Source organism: Tildeniella sp., from assembly GCF_059505325.1.
This window is the reverse complement of the sequence record NZ_JCACKI010000009.1, coordinates 66387-85290: the sequence shown is the minus strand read 5'-3', so window position 1 is coordinate 85290 and position 18904 is coordinate 66387. Positions and strand designations below refer to the sequence as shown.

The 18904-nt window shown below is 52.3% G+C and carries 17 protein-coding genes; 7 read left to right on the top strand and 10 right to left on the bottom strand.

What is annotated here, in order from left to right; translation table 11 throughout:
* Window positions 1–98 precede the first annotated feature (98 nt).
* Window positions 99–1712 (bottom strand): hybrid sensor histidine kinase/response regulator, encoded by a 1614-nt coding sequence (locus AC5JO6_RS04385; protein ID WP_496079823.1) that lies wholly within the window; start codon window positions 1710–1712, stop codon window positions 99–101.
* On the bottom strand, window positions 1709–3589 hold the full coding sequence (locus AC5JO6_RS04380) for a PAS domain S-box protein (RefSeq protein ID WP_496079822.1): 1881 nt from the start codon (window positions 3587–3589) through the stop codon (window positions 1709–1711). Before AC5JO6_RS04380 ends, AC5JO6_RS04385 begins: the two co-directional genes overlap by 4 nt.
* Before the next feature lie 406 nt (window positions 3590–3995).
* Here AC5JO6_RS04380 and AC5JO6_RS04375 point away from each other — a divergent pair, with 406 nt between their 5' ends.
* Window positions 3996–5780, top strand: a complete 1785-nt coding sequence (locus AC5JO6_RS04375; protein WP_496079821.1) for an ABC transporter ATP-binding protein — start codon at window positions 3996–3998, stop codon at window positions 5778–5780.
* Window positions 5781–6065: 285 nt separating this feature from the next.
* On the opposite strand, the gene AC5JO6_RS04370 is transcribed toward AC5JO6_RS04375, so the two are convergent.
* Complete coding sequence (locus AC5JO6_RS04370) at window positions 6066–6407, bottom strand: hypothetical protein (protein ID WP_496079820.1); 342 nt, start codon at window positions 6405–6407, stop codon at window positions 6066–6068.
* Between the two features lie 282 nt (window positions 6408–6689).
* Between AC5JO6_RS04370 and AC5JO6_RS04365 the strand changes: the two genes are divergently transcribed.
* On the top strand, window positions 6690–8870 hold the full coding sequence (locus tag AC5JO6_RS04365; protein ID WP_496079819.1) for a magnesium chelatase subunit D family protein: 2181 nt from the start codon (window positions 6690–6692) through the stop codon (window positions 8868–8870).
* Between the two features lie 283 nt (window positions 8871–9153).
* A complete protein-coding gene (locus AC5JO6_RS04360; RefSeq protein ID WP_496079818.1) occupies window positions 9154–9441 on the top strand; it encodes a hypothetical protein in 288 nt (95 codons plus the stop codon).
* A 95-nt stretch (window positions 9442–9536) separates the two neighbouring features.
* Here the strand turns inward: AC5JO6_RS04360 and AC5JO6_RS04355 are convergent, their stop codons facing one another.
* On the bottom strand, window positions 9537–9848 hold the full coding sequence (locus AC5JO6_RS04355) for a DUF6439 family protein (protein ID WP_496079817.1): 312 nt from the start codon (window positions 9846–9848) through the stop codon (window positions 9537–9539).
* On the opposite strand from AC5JO6_RS04355, the gene AC5JO6_RS04350 reads away from it, so the two are divergent.
* Window positions 9815–10354 (top strand): sll0565 family protein, encoded by a 540-nt coding sequence (locus AC5JO6_RS04350; protein WP_496079816.1) that lies wholly within the window; start codon window positions 9815–9817, stop codon window positions 10352–10354. The genes AC5JO6_RS04355 and AC5JO6_RS04350 overlap by 34 nt on opposite strands.
* Window positions 10355–10486: 132 nt before the next feature.
* Here AC5JO6_RS04350 and AC5JO6_RS04345 read toward each other — a convergent pair whose 3' ends face one another.
* The 4 genes from AC5JO6_RS04345 to AC5JO6_RS04330 form a co-directional block, all read right to left on the bottom strand.
* Window positions 10487–10828 carry a hypothetical protein gene (locus AC5JO6_RS04345; RefSeq protein WP_496079815.1) on the bottom strand — a complete coding sequence of 114 codons (342 nt, stop codon included), beginning with the start codon at window positions 10826–10828 and terminating at the stop codon, window positions 10487–10489.
* 245 nt (window positions 10829–11073) lie between these two features.
* A complete protein-coding gene (gene grxD / locus AC5JO6_RS04340) occupies window positions 11074–11397 on the bottom strand; it encodes a Grx4 family monothiol glutaredoxin (RefSeq protein ID WP_496079814.1) in 324 nt (107 codons plus the stop codon).
* A gap of 62 nt (window positions 11398–11459) precedes the next feature.
* Window positions 11460–11714 (bottom strand): BolA family protein, encoded by a 255-nt coding sequence (locus AC5JO6_RS04335; RefSeq protein WP_496079859.1) that lies wholly within the window; start codon window positions 11712–11714, stop codon window positions 11460–11462.
* Window positions 11715–11829: 115 nt separating this feature from the next.
* Window positions 11830–12441 (bottom strand): hypothetical protein, encoded by a 612-nt coding sequence (locus AC5JO6_RS04330; protein WP_496079813.1) that lies wholly within the window; start codon window positions 12439–12441, stop codon window positions 11830–11832.
* Between the two features lie 173 nt (window positions 12442–12614).
* On the opposite strand from AC5JO6_RS04330, the gene AC5JO6_RS04325 reads away from it, so the two are divergent.
* A complete protein-coding gene (locus AC5JO6_RS04325) occupies window positions 12615–14729 on the top strand; it encodes a S8 family serine peptidase (RefSeq protein WP_496079812.1) in 2115 nt (704 codons plus the stop codon).
* A gap of 102 nt (window positions 14730–14831) precedes the next feature.
* Here AC5JO6_RS04325 and AC5JO6_RS04320 read toward each other — a convergent pair whose 3' ends face one another.
* Together AC5JO6_RS04320 and AC5JO6_RS04315 are read right to left on the bottom strand one after the other, a co-directional pair.
* Window positions 14832–15548 carry a response regulator transcription factor gene (locus tag AC5JO6_RS04320; RefSeq protein ID WP_496079811.1) on the bottom strand — a complete coding sequence of 239 codons (717 nt, stop codon included), beginning with the start codon at window positions 15546–15548 and terminating at the stop codon, window positions 14832–14834.
* A 174-nt stretch (window positions 15549–15722) separates the two neighbouring features.
* On the bottom strand, window positions 15723–17309 hold the full coding sequence (locus tag AC5JO6_RS04315) for a glucose-6-phosphate isomerase (RefSeq protein ID WP_496079810.1): 1587 nt from the start codon (window positions 17307–17309) through the stop codon (window positions 15723–15725).
* Between the two features lie 113 nt (window positions 17310–17422).
* Between AC5JO6_RS04315 and AC5JO6_RS04310 the strand changes: the two genes are divergently transcribed.
* The gene (locus AC5JO6_RS04310) at window positions 17423–17665 is read left to right on the top strand and encodes a hypothetical protein (RefSeq protein WP_496079809.1); all 243 of its coding nucleotides are present in this window, start codon (window positions 17423–17425) and stop codon (window positions 17663–17665) included.
* Between the two features lie 8 nt (window positions 17666–17673).
* On the top strand, window positions 17674–18864 hold the full coding sequence (locus AC5JO6_RS04305; protein WP_496079808.1) for a branched-chain amino acid ABC transporter permease: 1191 nt from the start codon (window positions 17674–17676) through the stop codon (window positions 18862–18864).
* Window positions 18865–18904: the final 40 nt, after the last annotated feature.

Below are 18904 nucleotides of genomic sequence, written 5' to 3'. Positions count from 1 at the left end.
GTTGAGCGCTGTAGGATTTTGACCCTTTTGAAGAGGCGCTGCATTGCGCTCCCTTGCTTCCACTACTGCCTCCGCCTCCCCTGCCGATAGTCTTCCTGTCAACCTGCGGGTGCGTTGGTCAAGTCAACAGGCAGCTCGACTGTAAAGCAGGTTTGTCCTTCTCCGCTCGTGACCTGAATGGAACCGCCCAAATGGTTGAGTAACTTCTTTACCAGCGTCAGTCCTAGTCCTGTTCCTCCTTGCCGCCAGCGATCGGCGCTAGGAATGCGGTAGAACTGATCAAAAATGCGAGGGAGTTCAGTTGCCGGAATTTCAACGCCAGAGTTACAAACCTGCATTTGAATCGTCGGTACGGTGGTTGATAGGGCATTTTCGATTAGCTGCACAGCGAGGCTAATTTGCTCATTGTCAGGCGTATACTTGACCGCGTTATTCAGTAATTCTGTCAGCACCCGACTGAGGGCAGAGGCATCTGTCACGATCGGCGGCAGGTTAGAGGCAGCCGTCATCTGTAGCTGTTGCTGCTGATTGAGTGCGCGTTCCTGAAACGTTTCTAGTAGTTCGGGTAGCCAGCTTTGCAGGTGAACGGTCGTCAGGTCGATCGTGTATGCGTCAGCGTTGAGCCGTTGTAAATCCAACAAGTCATTCACCAGGCTCAACTGGCGGTTACACTGATCGCTCAAAATCGTGAGATAACGAACGGTTTGGTTAGGATCGGTGCTCTCTATGAGATAACCCTGTTGACTTAAGGAAATTTCCAACATGCGGATTGCCATTTTGATGTTGGTGAGTGGCGTTCGCAGTTCGTGAGAAACCGTGTTCAAGAAGTCATCTTTAAGTTGATTGATGGTTTGAAGTTCCGTCATTTGTGCCTCTAGCTGCACTGCCCGGGCGATCGCCAGATTGCGTTCTTCTACCTGCCGCCGCTCGGTAATGTCGCGGAAGACTAAAACCGCTCCGGTGATGGTGCCTGCTTCATCACGAAACGGCGCAATACTATCTGCAATCGGAATGGTGTGACCCGTACGGGAACACAGCAGCGTTCTGTCTGCCAACGAAGTAACGTTGCCCGTTTGCAGTACGTCAGTCGTAGGGTTGGGTAATAGGCATTGAGTATCTTCATGGATCAGGTGGAAAACGTCGGTGATGTTCTGACCGATCGCCTCTTCCTGCCGCCAGCCAGTTAACACTTCAGCCGCAAAATTGATAAATTTGACGCGGCTATGAGCGTCAACCACAATGACACCATCACCGATCGATCGCAGGATGTTGAATAACCACTGTTCGCGCCGTTCTAGCTCCTGATCCAGTCGATGGCGCTGTAGTGCAGTTTCGATCGCAACATACAGTTCACGTTCCTCGATTGGCTTGAGGACGTAACCGAACGGACCCGTTACTTTAGCTCGTTCGATCGTGCTGCGATCGGAATAGCCTGACGCATACACTACGGGAATATGTAAGCGCTCCCAGATTTGTTGTGCTGCCTGAATGCCGTCCATTTCGCCCTTCAGCCGGATATCCATCAGCACGATGTTAGGATTTGTGGTGCGCGCAAGCTGCACTGCCATTTCGCCCGAAGTGGCAATATCTACCACCGCATAACCCAAGTTTTCTAAACAATCCCTAATGTCGGCAGCAATAATGCTTTCATCTTCAACGATCAGAATCTGAACCTTTTCTACATTGGGCGTTGGAGCCGGAGCGGTCATCATGCTTTACTCCCAACAAAGGTAATTCTGAATTCTGTGCCACGATCGCGGTTAAGCTCGATCGTGCCCTCTAATTGGTTGACCAAATCTTTCATTAGTTTTAATCCCAACGAATTGACTTGAGCGAATGCAAAGTCCGCTGGCATCCCAATGCCGTTATCACGCACTGTGAGCACGATGGTATGGTTGCCCTGCCGATGCAGCTCGATCGCAATTTCGCCGGGTTGATCAGCAAACGCGTATTTCAGCGCATTAGAAACTAATTCATTAATGATTAAGCCACAGGGAATTGCCGCATCAATATCGAGCGAAACATCATCAATACACGTTTTAAGCGTAATGGCATTGGAGTTGATGTTGTAAGAGCTAAACAGGCTGGCTGCCAGATTTGGCACATAATGGCTCAAGTTAATGTGTGCCAAATCTTCAGAGCGATACAGTTTTTCATGCACGAGCGCGATCGATTTAATGCGAGTTTGGCTTTCTAGCAAAATGTCGGTTGCCTGTTTGTCTTTCACTCGCCGTTGTTGCAGACGGAGCAAGCTATAAACAATCTGCAAATTATTTTTGACTCGGTGATGAATTTCCTTCAGCAGTACATCTTTTTCGCCCAACGAAGCCTGCAACCGCTCTTCTGCCTGACGCAGCTCCTCCAACTGTTTTGCGGCTGTAATATCGACCGCAACACCCAGAATTTGTTGCGCTGAGCCATCCGGGTTGCGGGCAAACAGCGTTTCCTGGCGTTGGAAGTAGCGCCACTCGCCATTACGGTGTTTCATCCGCAACTCAGTACCGAGGATCGCGCCATCGCTTGCCGTATTCCAGCGTCTAAGATCTACGTATCTCTGTAAAAAGTCGTCTGGGTGCATGACGGTTTGCAGGAAGGTGGGCTGCATCGCCTGAATCTCATCCACGGTATAGCCGAGGTGCTCTCCAAGCTCACGATTCACGTAGATGCTGTCTTGCTTAGCCAGGTCGAATACATCGATCACGGCTGGGCTAGTGTCAGCGATTTTTTGAGCAAATCGCTGGCTCTCTTGCAGTGCCGCTTCTGCCTGTTTGAGGTCAGTGATATCGCGCCCGACAGACTGATACTCGACGAACTGACCTTGCTCGTCAAACAACATTCGATTGTTCCACTGCGTCCAGCGCCGTTGTCCGGCAACCAGAACTCGGTTTTCGTTCGTGGCGATCGGGTGCTCCTGGTTCATTGACTGCAAGGTACGTTCGATCTGTTCATCGTCTTCCTTAACCACAAAGGGCTTGTAAGAAGTGCCGATCGTGTCCTCTTTCTGCCGTCCAAAGTAACGGCAATAGGCTTCATTCACAAAGGTCAGCGTGCCATCTGGTTTGAAGCGGGCGATCAGTTCTGTCTGATCTTCGACGATCGCGCGATAGCGGGCTTCACTGGCTCGAAGGGCGGCTTCAATTTGCTTGCGCTCAGCAATTTCGCGCTCTAGCTCTCGGTTTGCCGCCTCCAGTTGTGCAGGACTGGGTAAAGAGAGTGCTTTGGGCAACAGCGGTATCAGCTCCAGCGCCGTAATCAGAGAGATGGTTGCTGTCGCTACTTTGATGGTGCCTGACAACCAGTAGACGGGGTACCAGAGCGTCCAGATTTCCAGAATATGCGTAGTGCCACACGCGATGATGAAGGCTCCAAAGAGCAGGAAGATCCAGCTAAAGGGTAAATCTTGCCGTTTGCGGACGAAGTAGAGTAACGCGATCGGAATGGAGTAATAGGCGATCGCAATCACCGCGTCTGAAAGGATGTGCAGCGCCACCAATTCAGGCTGCCAAAGGTAGCAGTGCCCATGCGGAATAAACGATCCGGTCGTGAAAAGAGCCTGGATAGCGTCCAACATTGAAGTAACGTCTGACACAGTTTTTTCCGAGAAAGAGACGGTTAGGGGATTGCAAGAAAACAAGATACCAGTGGTTTGGGTTTCGGCTACGCTCAACCCGCGATGACTGAAGGTTGAGCGCCGTCGAAACCTGGTTCATTGGTCGGTGATTAAACCGCAAAGCCCTTACGTCAAGTGATAAACCTAAATAAGGACTTGCTAGGTCACTTCTTCTAACCAAAGTAAACCCAAAAGCTTTGAAACAGGAGCCAAATGGCGGTAATTTTCTAGTTATTTAGCGCAAGACAAATTTTTGTGAACACAACATCCCCGACTTCTTCAAAAGTCGGAGATTTTAAGTGAGGCGAATTTGCACATTGATGCAGAGAAGAAAGACGGCTTACAATCTTGACGGAAGAGTAGATACGCCAAGCATGAGGCGGTAATGACTTTGGTACAGCAAGCAGAGCTTCGAGAACCGTCATCCATACAGCCCATCTGGCGCGTGTTGGGCAGTTTGCGCGGCTACGTCTGGACGGCTCTGGGCGCACTGGGCAGCCTGTTACTGCTCACTGTAGCGAGTGCAGTTACGCCTCAACTGTTTCGCTGGGGCATTGATCAAGGCATTGCGAAGCAGAACCTGTCGATCGTGCTCTCCAGTGCTGGCTGGCTGGTGGTTGCGGCGATCGGTCGTGGTTTGTTCAACTTTGGGCAAAGCTATTGGGCTGAAGCCGCCTCTCAAGGTGTTGCCTACGATTTACGCAACACGATTTTTAGTCAGATCCAAAACCTCAGCTTTAGCTATCACGACCAGTCGCAAACGTCGCAACTGCTGACTCGCGTGACCAATGATATTGAGCAGATTCGCGCCTTTCTCAGCACCAGTTTAATCCAGGTCATTAACTCAATCGTCACGCTGGTGGCGATCGCTGTCATTCTGCTGGTCATGAACTGGAAGCTGGCGTTGATTACGCTGACCGTCGTGCCGATGGCGGGTTTTCTACTAGCAAACTTTCTCACTCGCAATGGAGCGCTCTTTAAGCAGGTGCAAGAGCAACTGGGCGACCTCAACGCCATCCTGCAAGAAAATCTGGTGGGCATTCGCGTCGTGAAAGCGTTTGTGCGCGAGTCTACTGAAACAACGCGCTACACGTCGATGAATGATGCGCTGGTACGGGCAAATATGAAAACCATCCGTGCCATCCGCAATACGTTTCCGTTCATCTTCTTATTGAGTAATTTGGTCACGCTGGCAGTGTTTGGCTACGGCGGCGCAGAGGTCATTGATGGTCGGTTTTCGGTGGGCGAACTGGTCGCGTTCAACTCCTATTTGTTGTTGATTTTGCAGCCAATTTTGTTAATTGGCTTTGCGGCACCCGCGATCGCCCAGGCAGTTGCTTCTGCTGAACGGGTGTATGAAGTGGTGGATGCCAAAGTGGAAATCCGCGATCGACCGAATGCGGTGCCCTTTGAAACCTGCGGCGGCAGACTGACCTTTGAAAACGTATCCTTCCGCTATCCCGGTGCTACGACTGAGGCGCTCAAAGGAGTCTCGTTTGAAACCAGACCGAACGAACTTATCGCCGTCTTGGGCATGACGGCATCAGGTAAAAGCACCATCATGAACCTGATTCCGCGCTTTTACGATGCCACGACTGGTGCCATTCGCATTGATGGGCGAGACGTGCGCGATTTTACGCTCCAAAGTCTGCGATCGCGCATCGGTATTGTCTTTCAAGAAACGACATTGTTCTCTGGCACTCTCCGCGAAAACATTGCCTACGCTAAGCCGAATGCCTCCTTAGAGCAGGTGATCGAAGTTGCCAAAGCCGCTCAAATGCACGACTTCATCATGGGCTTACCCGACGGCTACGAAACGATCGTTGGTGAACGTGGCGTTGGCTTATCAGGTGGGCAAAAGCAGCGAGTGGCGATCGCCCGTACGCTACTCACTGACTACAGCATCCTGATCCTGGACGATAGCACCTCTGCCGTCGATGCCCAAACCGCCGCCCAAATTCAAGCCGCCTTAGATGACTTGATGCACCAGCGTACCTGCACTTCATTCGTCGTCGCTCAACGCATCAGCACCGTTCAAAACGCCGATCGCATTTTTCTGATGGATAAAGGTCGCCTGATGGCACAAGGCACCCACGACGAATTAATGCAGACCAGCCCACTCTATGGCGTGATTTTGGAATCGCAGGTCAAGCGATCGGTATCTGTGTAGAGGCGATCGCCTGTTTAGGGTTTTGCGGTTTAATCACCGACCCATGACAGGTTTTGACGGCGCTCAACCTTCAGTCATCGCGGGTTGAGCGTAGCCGAAACCCAAACCACAGGTATCTTATTTTCTTGCAATCCCCTTAAGAGAACTCACTTTGAACCCAACCTGGCTGAACCCAACCTGGAGCCTCAAACAACATCTTCTCGTGAAGAAACCTGGTTCTGCATAAGCTCTACAAAACAGCCCCAGACATCGCTGCCTGGGGCTGTTTATTGATTGAACTAGGCGCTAGGCACTACGTCGGATAGGAATCACATTGAGTGCCTTCAACGCTTCAAGCATCTCGTGTTTTTTAAGGTGCTTATTTTTCCCATGTGCATCACGCCATTTGATGCCTGCCTGCTGGCATTGCTGTCGCAACTGCTCTACTGGCGAGAGCGATCGCTTCGCTGGTGGGACTGGTTCAACAATTCGGGTCGATGGCGTTGAGATGTGCTTGGATCTGGACTTGGACTTTAACTGAACGGGATGGGTGAACCGCTGATGGGTATACAAAGCAAGCGAACCTGCAACGTAACTGAAACTCAACAATTCGATCGCAACCGTCGCCTGGGTCAGTAACTCTTCCATGATCAAAAATTCCTTTTGTGACCCACCTGCCGCCAACAAATGTAGCGAAGCTGGGGACAGATGGAGATTTTGAGACAATAGTAGCAGCCTGAGCCAAAAAGGGAGCACTTTTTCTTCAGATTATTGCGGTGATGGAGCAAGACTCCGTTAGGCTAGAAATGCTGGTTGCTGATTGGACTCTAGACAGTCACTCCAGGCGCTTCAAAAGCCTAAATCTAGAGCGTTTTTTCGCCAACCAGTTGCCCGTCCCGCAAGCACTAGAACCTTTTTCAACCCCCATTCATGCCTGCACTTACGACCCCATTCATACCGCTTGCTTTTCCCCTTACTGCCGTTGTGGGTCAGGAAGCCATCAAACTCGCCCTACTGCTGGCAGCCGTCGATCCAGGCTTGGGCGGTGTGGTCATTGCCGGTCGTCGAGGTACTGCCAAATCGGTCATGGCACGGGCACTTCATGCACTGTTGCCGCCGATCGAAATTGTCGAAGGCTCCCTTAACAGCGATCCACTGCATCCCGAAGAGTGGGACGACGAGACCATTGAAAGGATAAAGGATGAAGGCTCAAGGCTAAGTATGGAACCTGTTTTAGACTTTAGCCTTGATATTTTAGCCTTTCCTACAGCAGTGATTCCCGCGCCCTTTGTACAAATTCCTCTGGGCATTACAGAAGATCGGCTGTTGGGTTCAGTGGATGTCACCCAGTCAATTAAGCGGGGCGAGACGGTATTTCAGCCCGGACTGCTGGCAGAAGCGCATCGAGGCGTACTTTACATTGACGAAATCAATCTACTGGATGACCAGGCGGCAAATTTACTGCTGTCGGTGCTGACGGATGGACGGAACCAGATCGAGCGCGAAGGCATTAGCTTTCAGCATCCCTGCAAACCGCTGCTGGTAGCTACCTACAATCCAGAAGAAGGAGACTTGCGCGAACATCTACTAGACCGGATTGCGATCGCCCTTTCTGCTGACATGGTGCTGGGTTTAGACGATCGTGTACTTGCGGTCGAGCAAGCCACTCGTTACACCGACTCACCACAGACGTTTTTGACTCAATACACCGACGACATCGACTCGCTCAAGACTCAAATTGTGCTGGCGCGAGAATGGCTCAGAGACGTGCAGATCACCTCCGAGCAAGTGGGTTATCTGGTGAATGAAGCAATTCGTGGCGGTGTGATGGGGCATCGAGCCGAACTATTTGCCGTGCGCGTTGCCAAAGCTCATGCTGCGTTAGATGGTCGTACAGACGTAACCGCAGACGATTTACGACGTGCCGTTGAATTGGTCATCGTGCCGCGATCGACCATTATACAAACGCCTCCTGAAGCACCGCCGCCGCCGCCCCCCCCCCCTCAGAGCCAGCAGGAACCAGAAGACGAGACAGAGCAGGAGCAGGACGATCGCGACGACGATGATCAGGATCAAGACAAGCCAGAACCAGAAACACCCGCTATTCCTGAAGAATTCATCTTCGATCCCGAAGGCGTAATCCTCGATCCGTCCGTCCTCTACTTTGCCCAGTCAGCAACCCGACAGGGCAAATCCGGTAGCCGTGCCATTATCTTCTCGGACGATCGCGGTCGCTATGTCAAACCCATGCTACCCAAAGGAAAGGCACGCCGCATCGCTGTTGATGCCACACTGAGAGCTGCGGCTCCCTATCAGAAAGGGCGACGGGCGAGGAGAGAGGAGTCAGCGGTCAGCGGTCAGCAGTCAGCAGTCAGCAGTCAGCTTGCATCCAACTCGACATCCTACTCGCCACTCGCCACTCCCTACTCCCCACTCCCATCCCCTCCCCCCAAACGCGTCTTCGTCGAGCAAGCAGACATTCGTGCCAAACGCTTAGCGCGCAAAGCCGGAGCGCTCGTTGTCTTCGTTGTGGATGCGTCTGGCTCGATGGCGCTCAACCGGATGCAGTCAGCAAAGGGTGCCGTGCTGAGGCTGCTGACTGAGGCATACCAGAACCGCGATCAGGTCGCGTTGATTCCGTTTCGGGGCGAACAGGCAGAGATTTTGCTGCCGCCCACCCGCTCGATCGAAGCTGCAAAACGACGACTCGATCGCATGCCCTGCGGAGGCGGTTCACCCTTGGCACACGGGCTAACTCAGGCAGTACGAGTGGGCATGAACGCCAGACAGTCGGGCGATATCGGGCAAGTGGTGGTGGTTGCCATTACTGATGGTCGCGGGAATGTACCGCTGGCACGATCGCTCGGTGAGACCATTCCACCCGATGAAAAGCCTGACATCAAAGCCGAACTGCTCGACATTGCTGCCAAAATTCGCGCTCTTGGCATTCAGCTACTCGTTATTGACACCGAAAACAAATTTATTTCCACTGGTTTTGCCAAGGAACTGGCGCAGCAAGCAGGCGGCAAATATTACCATCTACCAAAAGCCAACGATCAGGCGATCGCAGCAATGGCGCGAGGGGCGATGCGTGATATGACTCGTTCTTAAGAGCGGTCAGCGGTCAGCGGTCAACGCAGGATTGAAAGCTGAAAGCTGACGGCTGAAAGCTAAGTAGGACTACTCCATACCATGAACCGTTCTTAAGAGCGGTCAGCGTAGGATTTAAAGCTGAAAGCTGACGGCTGAAAGCTGACCGCTAAAAGCCAAATAGGACGACTCCATACCAGGAACAGGTTCATACCCCAATCCGTCTAAGCTAGACAGGCTTGCGATCGACTTGGGTATACTGAGAAGTCCAAGCCTTCTATCCGTTATCAACCGTTGCAACCCTATGACGCGCACCCGACTGAAGCAAACCATTTCCGGTTTTCCCGTCCGCAAAACGCAGCGGCGACTGTTAAGCAAAGAATTGGATTTGCTGCTCCTCACAGGTTGTTCCTGTCTGCTTACCCTGTTGCACCACCCCATTAGTGAAGCCATCCAAGCGCAATCTCCTGCCCGTAATGCGCCCTTAGAAGCATCCACCCAGACAGGTCAGCAGAACCTCAAGCTGGCTGGTCAGTTTTCGCTCACCATGCCACCCGAACGGAAGAAGGTCAAGGTGGTGAAGGAAGGGTAGGAGAAGGCAGAGGGCAGAGGGCAAAGGGCAGAAAAAGCTGGATGGTCAAAACAGCTTTAGCAACGTCATAACCGCTTCACTTGTGCCTTTTACCTTCATTCCCTCGCTCGATCGCCGTGTGATGGACAGGGTGGCGCAGAAATCGAGCGATCGAGCCACGCGACGGCTTGCTGAAGTCTGGGTAATGCTTCCTCTGGCTGATCTTTGAGCAAAAAGACGATCGCGGCGGCGGCTTGCTCATTGGCACGCACCTTGCGGTTGGACTTGAGGCGATGCCAGTCTCGTTCGGCGATCGCAAGTTTTTCCAATAACGCTTGCGCGAGTTCAGCCGCGCTAAATTGGCTCAGGCTATTGCTAGTAGCGGTAACTGCTGGTGACGACGCTGTGGAAAGGGAGGTATCAGGCATACGGTTGCGGCGATCGTGGGCATAATCAAGGGTATCTCTACTCTACTACTGCCGTTATGCCGCTGCCGCCACCATCGCCTGATTCTGCCTCCAATCACGATCATGACGTACCGCTGTTGGAAACGTTCGAGCAAGAGTTAGCAGCCGTTGAGCGATCGCTGCATGATCTCAAAGAGCGCTATACGCAGGTGCAGCAGGATGAGCAAACGCAGGCACAACTTCAGGAGCGTAAGGAGCAGCTTAAACGGCAAATGCAGCGATCGTCCGCCCCAGACCTCAAAGCCGAGTTAACCCATCTTCAAGCGCAGATTGACGAACTGGAAGTAAACCTGGAAAGTAAACTATTTTCCTGGGGCAGTCTGCGGGAACCATTTTGGCAAATAGTTCGTTTCGGTGGGTTAGGCATTGTCATTGGTTGGTCGATCGCCTTTACCGTGTTGCAAAGCCCCAATCCATCGCCTCGCCCTCCGGTTCCTGCACCCGGATCGCCTCAGCTAGAAAGGTAGGATGAGGTTTTTTCAGCCGTCACTGCTGACATAGCATCAACTCTAGGGGAATGATTGTATTTGGATACGGTGTAAGACTCTCTGTAAAAGAGCAATCGCACTTACAAATTCAGGCAAGCCTACTTGAAGCTATCAATTATACCAGAAGTGACCATCGGCAGAGCCACCAATTTGACTGTTAATTATTTCAACAGCACAATATTTACTGGAGGAGCCTTCTATCTTCTCGGAACTGGTTTTCTCGAACTGCCAATTAGGCTGCTTAGACGATCGCCAGGGTCTGCCAAACCAGGTATTGCCACTCTCGTCCTTAAACCAAATCAGGGCGGAATTCTGACTGTAATCTATCACTTTGATAGTTCTTGCATAGCCAATCAAACATCCATTATCAGAGGCTTGTTTGATCGCAGGAGAGAACTCAGACGCATACAGCCACGAAAGAAACTCCCATTTGCCATAAGTACACCCAAACATCAGTAAAATGAATCCAATTACGTACATCCGGAAAAACTTGTCAAGCCGGAATGCGGGTTTCTGTTTTACCATCATGACCTTCAGCCATTAAAAATAGTATCTGGTGAGATTGCAGCCAATGAAGTAGTTAAGCTTTTCAAAGAGCCACATAAATGCAAAAAGGTCAGGTCTAACAATTGACCTAACCTCTAAAGTCTTTCCAAAAACAATTGGCTTTGCTGGCGAAGGCACTGCCCAACGAAATGTTAGGAAGCCATTGCGACTTCGACCATTTCTTGCAGTTCGCCTTTTTGGTACAGCTCAATCAAAATATCAGAGCCGCCGACAAATTGACCGTCTACATAGACCTGGGGAATGGTGGGCCAGCTAGAGTATTCTTTAATGCCCTGACGAATCTCCTCATCTGCGAGGACATCCACTGTCTCGAAGGGAACGCCGAGCGTGTTGAGGATTTGCACAACGTTGTTGGAGAAGCCACATTGGGGCATAAGCTTGTTGCCCTTCATGAAGACCATGATTTTATTGTGGTTGATGAGGGTTTCGAGCCGCGTTTGGGTTTCAGGAGTCATAGGTTTGGAGGGGTGAGGTGTGCGAAAGAAGTGGAGCCAAAAGAGCCGAGCTTGACACAATTTCAGACCGCTTGGCTGGCGATCGCCCAAGCTTGAGGGGTATACGTCTTAATTGCCATTGCGTGGATTGCCCCGCTGAGTAAATGCTGCTGGACTGCCTTATTCACCAACTGATGCTGCTGCACCAGGCGTTTGCCGTCAAACTGAGATGACACAACGGTCACTTCGTAGTGTTCACCGTCATTTGTCAAGACCTGCACCTGGGCATCGGGCAGTTCAGCTTTGATCATGGTTTCAACCTGATCGGGGCTAATCATGTGCTCTCCTTGACCGCTACTAATATTCATAGCTCCAGTTTAACGTTCAGTGTCAAGCTGAGTTTCATTCGTTTGGAGAGAGATACGATCGCCTGCCCTCTTCTATAAACACCTACTAGCGCGGTGCCGCGCTCGGCTGGTCAGCGCGAGGACGAGGGTAAGGCGCATCTACAAAACCCAACTCCAGGAGCTGCTGATACGCTTTTTGTCCCAGGTTACGGGTTGGCTGTTGACTGCGAATGATTTGCACAAGCAGCGGTACTGCTAGTTCAGGCTGGTTCTGAGCACGATGTACGAGAGCCAGTTGATACGTCGCCTGGTCACGCATTTCAGCAGACTCCAGCGCTTTGCGTCGTTGAGTATCGGCAATGCGGTTGTCAATGCCGGAAAAGCTGCCAGCCAGGTCTTGATAAAAGTTAGACAACTGGTTGAAGACTTGCCGCGCTTCCTGAAGTTTTTTGATCGCGTTCGGGTAGTTTTGAGCCGACACAGCCTTGTCCGCTTCATCCATCAGGCGCTTGCCACCCTGTTGGCTGAGCAGTCCGGCATCTTGATCGGTTGGTTTCAAAACGCTTGGGTCGTTCGGGTTGATCGGCTGCGCCCGATCGGGACTGGATGGCAACGCTTGAGCAAAACCGCTTGCAGGCTTTAGCAGTACGGCAGCAGCCAACAGAGAAAGGGAGAGAATCCCCGCAGTGCGGAAACGAGTAGTTCCAAAGAGTTCCATGAGTCAGCTCTAGCCCTTATTGCAGAAATAGAAAGTGTAGAAAACAGAAGAAACACAACTGTATCAAAACTGTGAGTATATTACCATTGCAGGGTAACTCTACGCCTGAGTAGTCGTTAGCGACTAGGCACCGTCCTCTAAGCCTGCACCCTTCGTCTCAATGAGGTGTTTCAATGACGAATCAAACGCCAGCAAACTCAGCGCAAGGTACTCAGGGCGCAGCCATGCCTGAGTCAAGCATCAATAAAGTGTTGCAGCGCGGTGGCGAAGAACTGTTGCTGGAAAAAGTGGACGATCGCTTTACGGTCAACGCCACAGATCAAGCGGCGATCGCAAATCTCCTTCAACCGCTGCCCGCAGATGTCAGCCCGGAGCGTGCGCCAGCTCAGCTCACAGAAATTGTGGTCGCCCCAGCGCAGCGTGATGCGGTGATGCAGCAGGTGCGAGATGCCGATGCCGTCAACTACGCCAGTCATGTCTATCAACTCAAGGACGATCCGGCATCGCGGCTGTATTTAACGGATCAAATGACGATTCAGTTTGCGCCCTCAGTCACACCAGACGCGATCGCGCAAATCACTACACCGATAGGGTTACGCCAGGTGAAGCCGATCGCAGGCGTGCCGAACACCTTTGTGTTTGAAACCACTACTAGCGCTCAAGAAAATCCGCTTAAAATTGCCAATCGCCTGATGCAGCGATCGGAGGTACTGACCGCTGAGCCAAACATTATTGTGCGGACGCAAGATCACTATCGTCCTCGTGACCCCATTTATCCCAAGCAGTGGCATCTTAACCACAACGGCGGCGCTGATCTGGCTCTCAATTCTCATGTTTTCGCCGAGACAGCGTGGGATATTACGCGAGGCATTCGATCGGTCACGATCGCTGTCATGGATGACTCTGTAGACCTCACCCATCCGGACTTTCAGGGCATTGGCAAAATCGTTGCCCCGCGTGACTTCAAGGAGAATGACTTTCTGCCACTGCCCGGTGATCCCGATGACAATCACGGTACCGCCTGTGCAGGAGTTTCTACCGCTGAAGAAAACGGCGCGGGAGCCGTTGGAGTGGCTCCTGGTTGCGCCCTCATGCCCATTCGCACAACGGGCTTTTTGGATGATCAGACGATCGAAGACTTGTTCGGCTGGGCAGCCACAAAAGGTGCATCGGTCATTTCCTGTAGCTGGGGACCCGCGGCTGTCTACTTCCCACTCTCACTCCGACAGCGTGCCGCCCTCACTCAAGCTGCCACCACTGGGCGCAACGGCAAAGGCTGCGTAATTGTGTTCGCTGCTGGAAACGCTAACCGCCCGACCAACGGCACCATCAATGAAAGCGGCTGGACTAACAATGCCTTGAGCGGTGATACTGCCTGGTTAGGAGGCTTTACCGTGCATCCCGATATCATCACAGTTGCCGCTTCAACTAGCCTTAATAAAAAAGCGGCATACAGCAACTGGGGCGCAGAAATCTCCGTTTGTGCGCCCAGCAACAACGCACCACCGGGTATCGGTCTTCAGGATATCGGCTATGTTTTTACGCCACCGCAAGTCAGAGGCGCGTTGCCTGGATTGGGCATTGTGACGACCGATCGCGTGGGTGCAGCAGGCTATGCTCCCGATAATATTGCGATCGATTTTGGTGGTACATCCAGCGCTTGTCCGTTGGTGGCAGGAGTTGCAGCGCTGGTGCTATCGGCAAACCCTGATTTGACAGCAACAGAGGTTAAGCAACTGCTACAGCAAACCGCAGACAAAATTGTGGACTCCAACCCCGATCCGCAGTTTGGTTTCCGCAAAGGTACGTATGAGGCAGGGGGACGGTGCGACTGGTTTGGCTACGGTAAAGTGAATGCTGCCAAAGCGGTTCAGGCAGCCGTGCAGCGACAGGCAATGGCAGCGATCGCTCCCTCTCGCCAGATCCAGCAGCAAAACACGACCAGCAGCGCCATTCCCGATCACAATCCCCAGGGATTAACCAGCACGATTCAGATCACGGAGACTGGCACCGTACGATCGATTCAAATCAGCGTAGCGATCGACCATAGTTTTCTCGGTGATCTACAAATCAGCCTGACCTCACCCAGCAATCAAACCGTTTTGCTGCAAAGCCGCACCCTTGGACGCAGCACCCGCCTTCAGACCACTTACACACTGCAAACGACAGCACTACTCAGGCGCTTCTTGAACCAACCCGTTCAGGGACGTTGGCAACTGCGCATTGTCGATGCCGCCGAAGGCGACACGGGGACGCTGAATAGTTGGACGTTGACAGTGGGAGTGTGAGGAGTGAGGAGTGAGGAGTGAGGAGTGATTTCGAGTTGATCCTGACCGCTGACCGCTGACCGCTGACCGCTCCCTCCTGCCTTCCACCTTCTGCCTTCCACCTCACTCCACCAAATGATGATCCATCGCAAACCGCACCAGTTCAGCGCGGTTGTTGGTATCGGTTTTGCGCAGCAAGCTGCTGACGTATTTTTCGACGGTGCGTGGGCTGAGGTGCAAATGTTCACCAATTTGCATATTTGATTGCCCGTCCGATAGCACTTTGAGGACTTCGCGTTCGCGTTGAGTGAGGTTTAGCGCTGCAACAACGATAGTTAACGCCGCGTTCTGCGCTGCCGTGTGATTGTCGTTGTGAGTTGCCTGGGACGATCGCGATCGCTCCGTACGTTCAACATCACGCAAGCGCTCTGCATTCCCCCTTGCAAAGCGCCACTCCAGCTCAATCAATTGCAGTCGCTCCAGCAGATTTCGTACGACTGCTCCTAGCTCTTGCAGCTCAAACGGCTTGGAGAGATACACGTCACAGCCTGCCTGATAGCCTCGAATACGCTCTTGCGTGTCGTTGCGTGCCGTCAAAAACACTACAGGCAACAAGCGTGAAGTAGGGCGCTGCCGAATACGGCTTACTAGCTCGTAGCCATCCATCTGCGGCATGGTGATGTCGGTGACAACGAGATGGGGCTGATAGTCTTCAACCAGCTTGAGCGCCTCTCGACCATTTTCAGCAGTGACAACCAGATAGCCGATCGTCTCCAGATAATCGCTGATCGACAGACGTGTTCCTAAGTCATCATCAGCAACAAGGATTGTGAGAGGCATACAAGAGCTGCTGCTAGTGTGTCTAAGTCTTAAACATTACATTTTTTAGAAAGCGCTATCAAAACTAAAATATATCGGTTTTGTCCGTGTCTGTGTGGCATTGATGAGCGATCGCTAACAGAAATTTGTAAAAGCCTGCGGGCGATCGCTCATTCCATCCGAGTGAGAGCAATTTTAGCGAAGGCGTACGTTCAAGCTAGAGGGATCGCCGGGATTGCCTTCCAACGAAACATTTCGCTCATTGGCAGAGAGGTGACGCACAATCTTGTAAAGCGTCTCAGTGTGGTCAGATGCACCGATTTTTGCTGCTAATGCTGTCAGAGAGAGCGGCGCTCCTTCCTGCTCCAGCGCTTCTACTACTTCCATCTGTAGTTCTAAGATTGCTGCTGCTGCTTTCTTTCCAGCTTCTACCCCTGGTTGGTGGTAGGCATTGATATTGACGAGAAAGCCATAGAAACCCACGGCTCTTTCGTACAGTGCGATCAAGGCTCCTACCTGTCTGGGAGTAACTTCAGGAATGGTGACCGTGATGGAATCGCGCTGGTTTTCGTAGAGCGCTTGCCGGGTACCTTGGAGCAGCCCGGAAAGGTAATCTCCAGCCGTCACACCGGGTTCCACTTCAATGGATGGCTTGTCACGATCTTTCAGTACTTCGATAAAGGTGAGAAAGAAGTTTGGCACGCCTTCGCGTAGCTGCTGCACATAGGCATGTTGGTCAGTCGAACCCTTGTTGCCGTAAACCGCAATGCCCTGATAGACCGTTTTGCCATCCAGGTCTTTTTCTTTACCCAACGACTCCATCACTAACTGCTGAAGGTAACGGCTAAACAGCAGCAGGCTGTCTTTATAGGGCAGCACCACCATATCTTTTTCGCCCTTGCCGTTGCCTGCAAAGTACCAGGCAAGTGCCAACAACGCAGCCGGATTTGTTTTTAGCTGTGGCGCACGAGTGGCAGTATCCATCTCTTTTGCTCCTGCCAGCAGACTGCGGATGTCAATGCTTTGCAGGGCTGCGTCGAGCAATCCGACAGCCGAAAGCTCTGAGGTGCGTCCGCCCACCCAGTCGAACATGGGGAACGTTGCCAGCCAGCCTTCCGATCGCGCCAGGTCATCCATTTTGCTACCAGGCAGGGTGATTGCAACCGCCTGTCTGGCAAAGTCTAAGCCCTTGTCTGCGAAGGCTTTCTTTGCCTCAAGCATACCGTTGCGGGTTTCGGGTGTGCCGCCGGATTTGGTGATGACGATGACCAGTGTGCTGCTGAGACGATCGCCCAAACGCTCAAAGGTGCGATCGAAGCCATCCGGGTCAGTATTATCAAAAAAGTGAATCGCTAGCGGTGGCTGCTCAGGTGCCAGTGCCGCAGCGACAAATTCGGGACCCAATGCTGAACCGCCAATGCCGATCGAGAGAATATCGGTGAATTTGGTCGCTTGTGGTGGACGAATATCGCCTGCATGAATCTTTTGGGCAAACGCTTCAATTTGGTCAAGCGCCCCAGTAATTTCTTGCTTGAGCGCTGGCGTGGGTGCCAGGTCGGGATCGCGCAACCAGTAATGACCCACCATACGGGTTTCGTCGGGGTTGGCGATCGCGCCTCCTTCCAATGCCGCCATGTTCTTAAATGCCTGTTCAAATTTGGGCTGCATGGTCGCCACAAAGACATCATCAAACCGCATTCGGCTGATGTCTAAGTACAGTCCTAAACCATCGTGATAGTAAAGCCAGTCCTGGTAACGTTGCCAGAGTGCAGCAGCATCCATAGCGGGGTTCACGCCTCTTAACGTTCGTCACTGTTTAGTGTATCGGGGTGTGGGGCTAGGAATGTGAGGTTTTGGAAAGAAATAAGTAAAGTCGCGCAAGAAGGGGGAAAGTTTTGCGTTTTGAGTCGATCGAGCAGTCAGCGGTCAGCGGTCAGCGGTCAGCGGTCAGCAGTCAGCGGTCAGCGGTCAGCGGTCAGCGGTCAGCGGTCAGGATCAACTTGAAATCACTCCCCACTCCCCACTCCCCACTCCCCACTCCCCACTCCCCACCCCTCCACTCCCCACTGCTACGTATAAAATGTATCGCTACTGGTTCAACTTGCCTGATACGATACGATTCAATCGCCCTTTGCTAATAGTGTCCATGTTCGATTTCAGCGGCATTCTGCTGTTCTTTACACCTGGCTATCTTGTCTCGCTCATCATCTTTACGGCAACCTTTGCGCTGTTCAGCTTGGGCTTAAATTTGCAATGGGGTTTCACAGGGCTAATTAATTTTGGTCACATTGCTTTTATGACGGTTGGGGCATACACCACCGTGCTATTGAGTTTAAGGGGAGTACCGCTCATTCTGGCAGCGTTGATTGGGGCAGTCTTGGCGGCTGGATTAGGGCTGCTGATCGGACTATCCACATTGCGACTGCGGGAAGATTATTTGGCGATCGTGACCATCGGCGTGTCTGAAGTCATTCGGCTCATTGCGCTTAACGAAGAATGGCTGACACAAGGCGCACGCGGTGTTTACAGCTACCCCTTGCCACTGGAAGCGCTGACTCGACCCACGTTTATCAGTAAACTTGGCATGATTGGCATCTGGACAGCAATTTTTGCGCTGGCAGGCTGGCAGCTCTGGCGGTGGACATGGCAACGGCTCGATCGTCTCGGTCAAAAAGATACCCGCAACAGCACTCAACCGGGGCAAATCGGCAAACTGGCGCTTGGCATCTCGACTGCTCTTTTAGGCTTAGTGCTGTACTGGGCAGGTGCCGTTTCGCTCTACGATTATTCTTACAAAGCGGGCTTGATGCTGGTGCTGGTGATCGTGCTGGCGCTAGTGTACTGGCGACTGGAGGCGCTAGTGCGATCGCCCTGGGGTCGCGTCTTGAAAGCCATCCGTGAAGATGAGGAAATCGCCAAAGCGCTGGGCAAGAATGTGTTCTGGTACAAGCTACAAGCGCTGATGCTGGGTGGGGCGATCGCAGGTATTGCCGGAGCCTTCTACGCATGGCAGTTGAGCTTCATCAATCCGGATGGCTTCATTCCGCTGATTACCTTTCAGGCATGGACGATCGTGGTTCTGGGTGGCGCTGGCAACAACGCTGGAACACTGCTAGGAGCCGCGATTTTTTGGGCATATAACTCTGTAACGCGGTTTTTGCTGCCTGCGATCGCCCCTGCCCTACACGCGATCGTGCCTGCCATTCCGCCGCAATTAGATGAAGGCAGAGCCGGAGCGTTTCGGATTATGATCATCGGCTTGCTGCTCATTGTGCTGATGATGGCGCGACCACAAGGCATTTTAGGGAAGAAGGAGGAACTGTCTCTTGGTCGATGAAAACTCCCATACCGTTGATCCAGTTGAACACTTGAGCCAT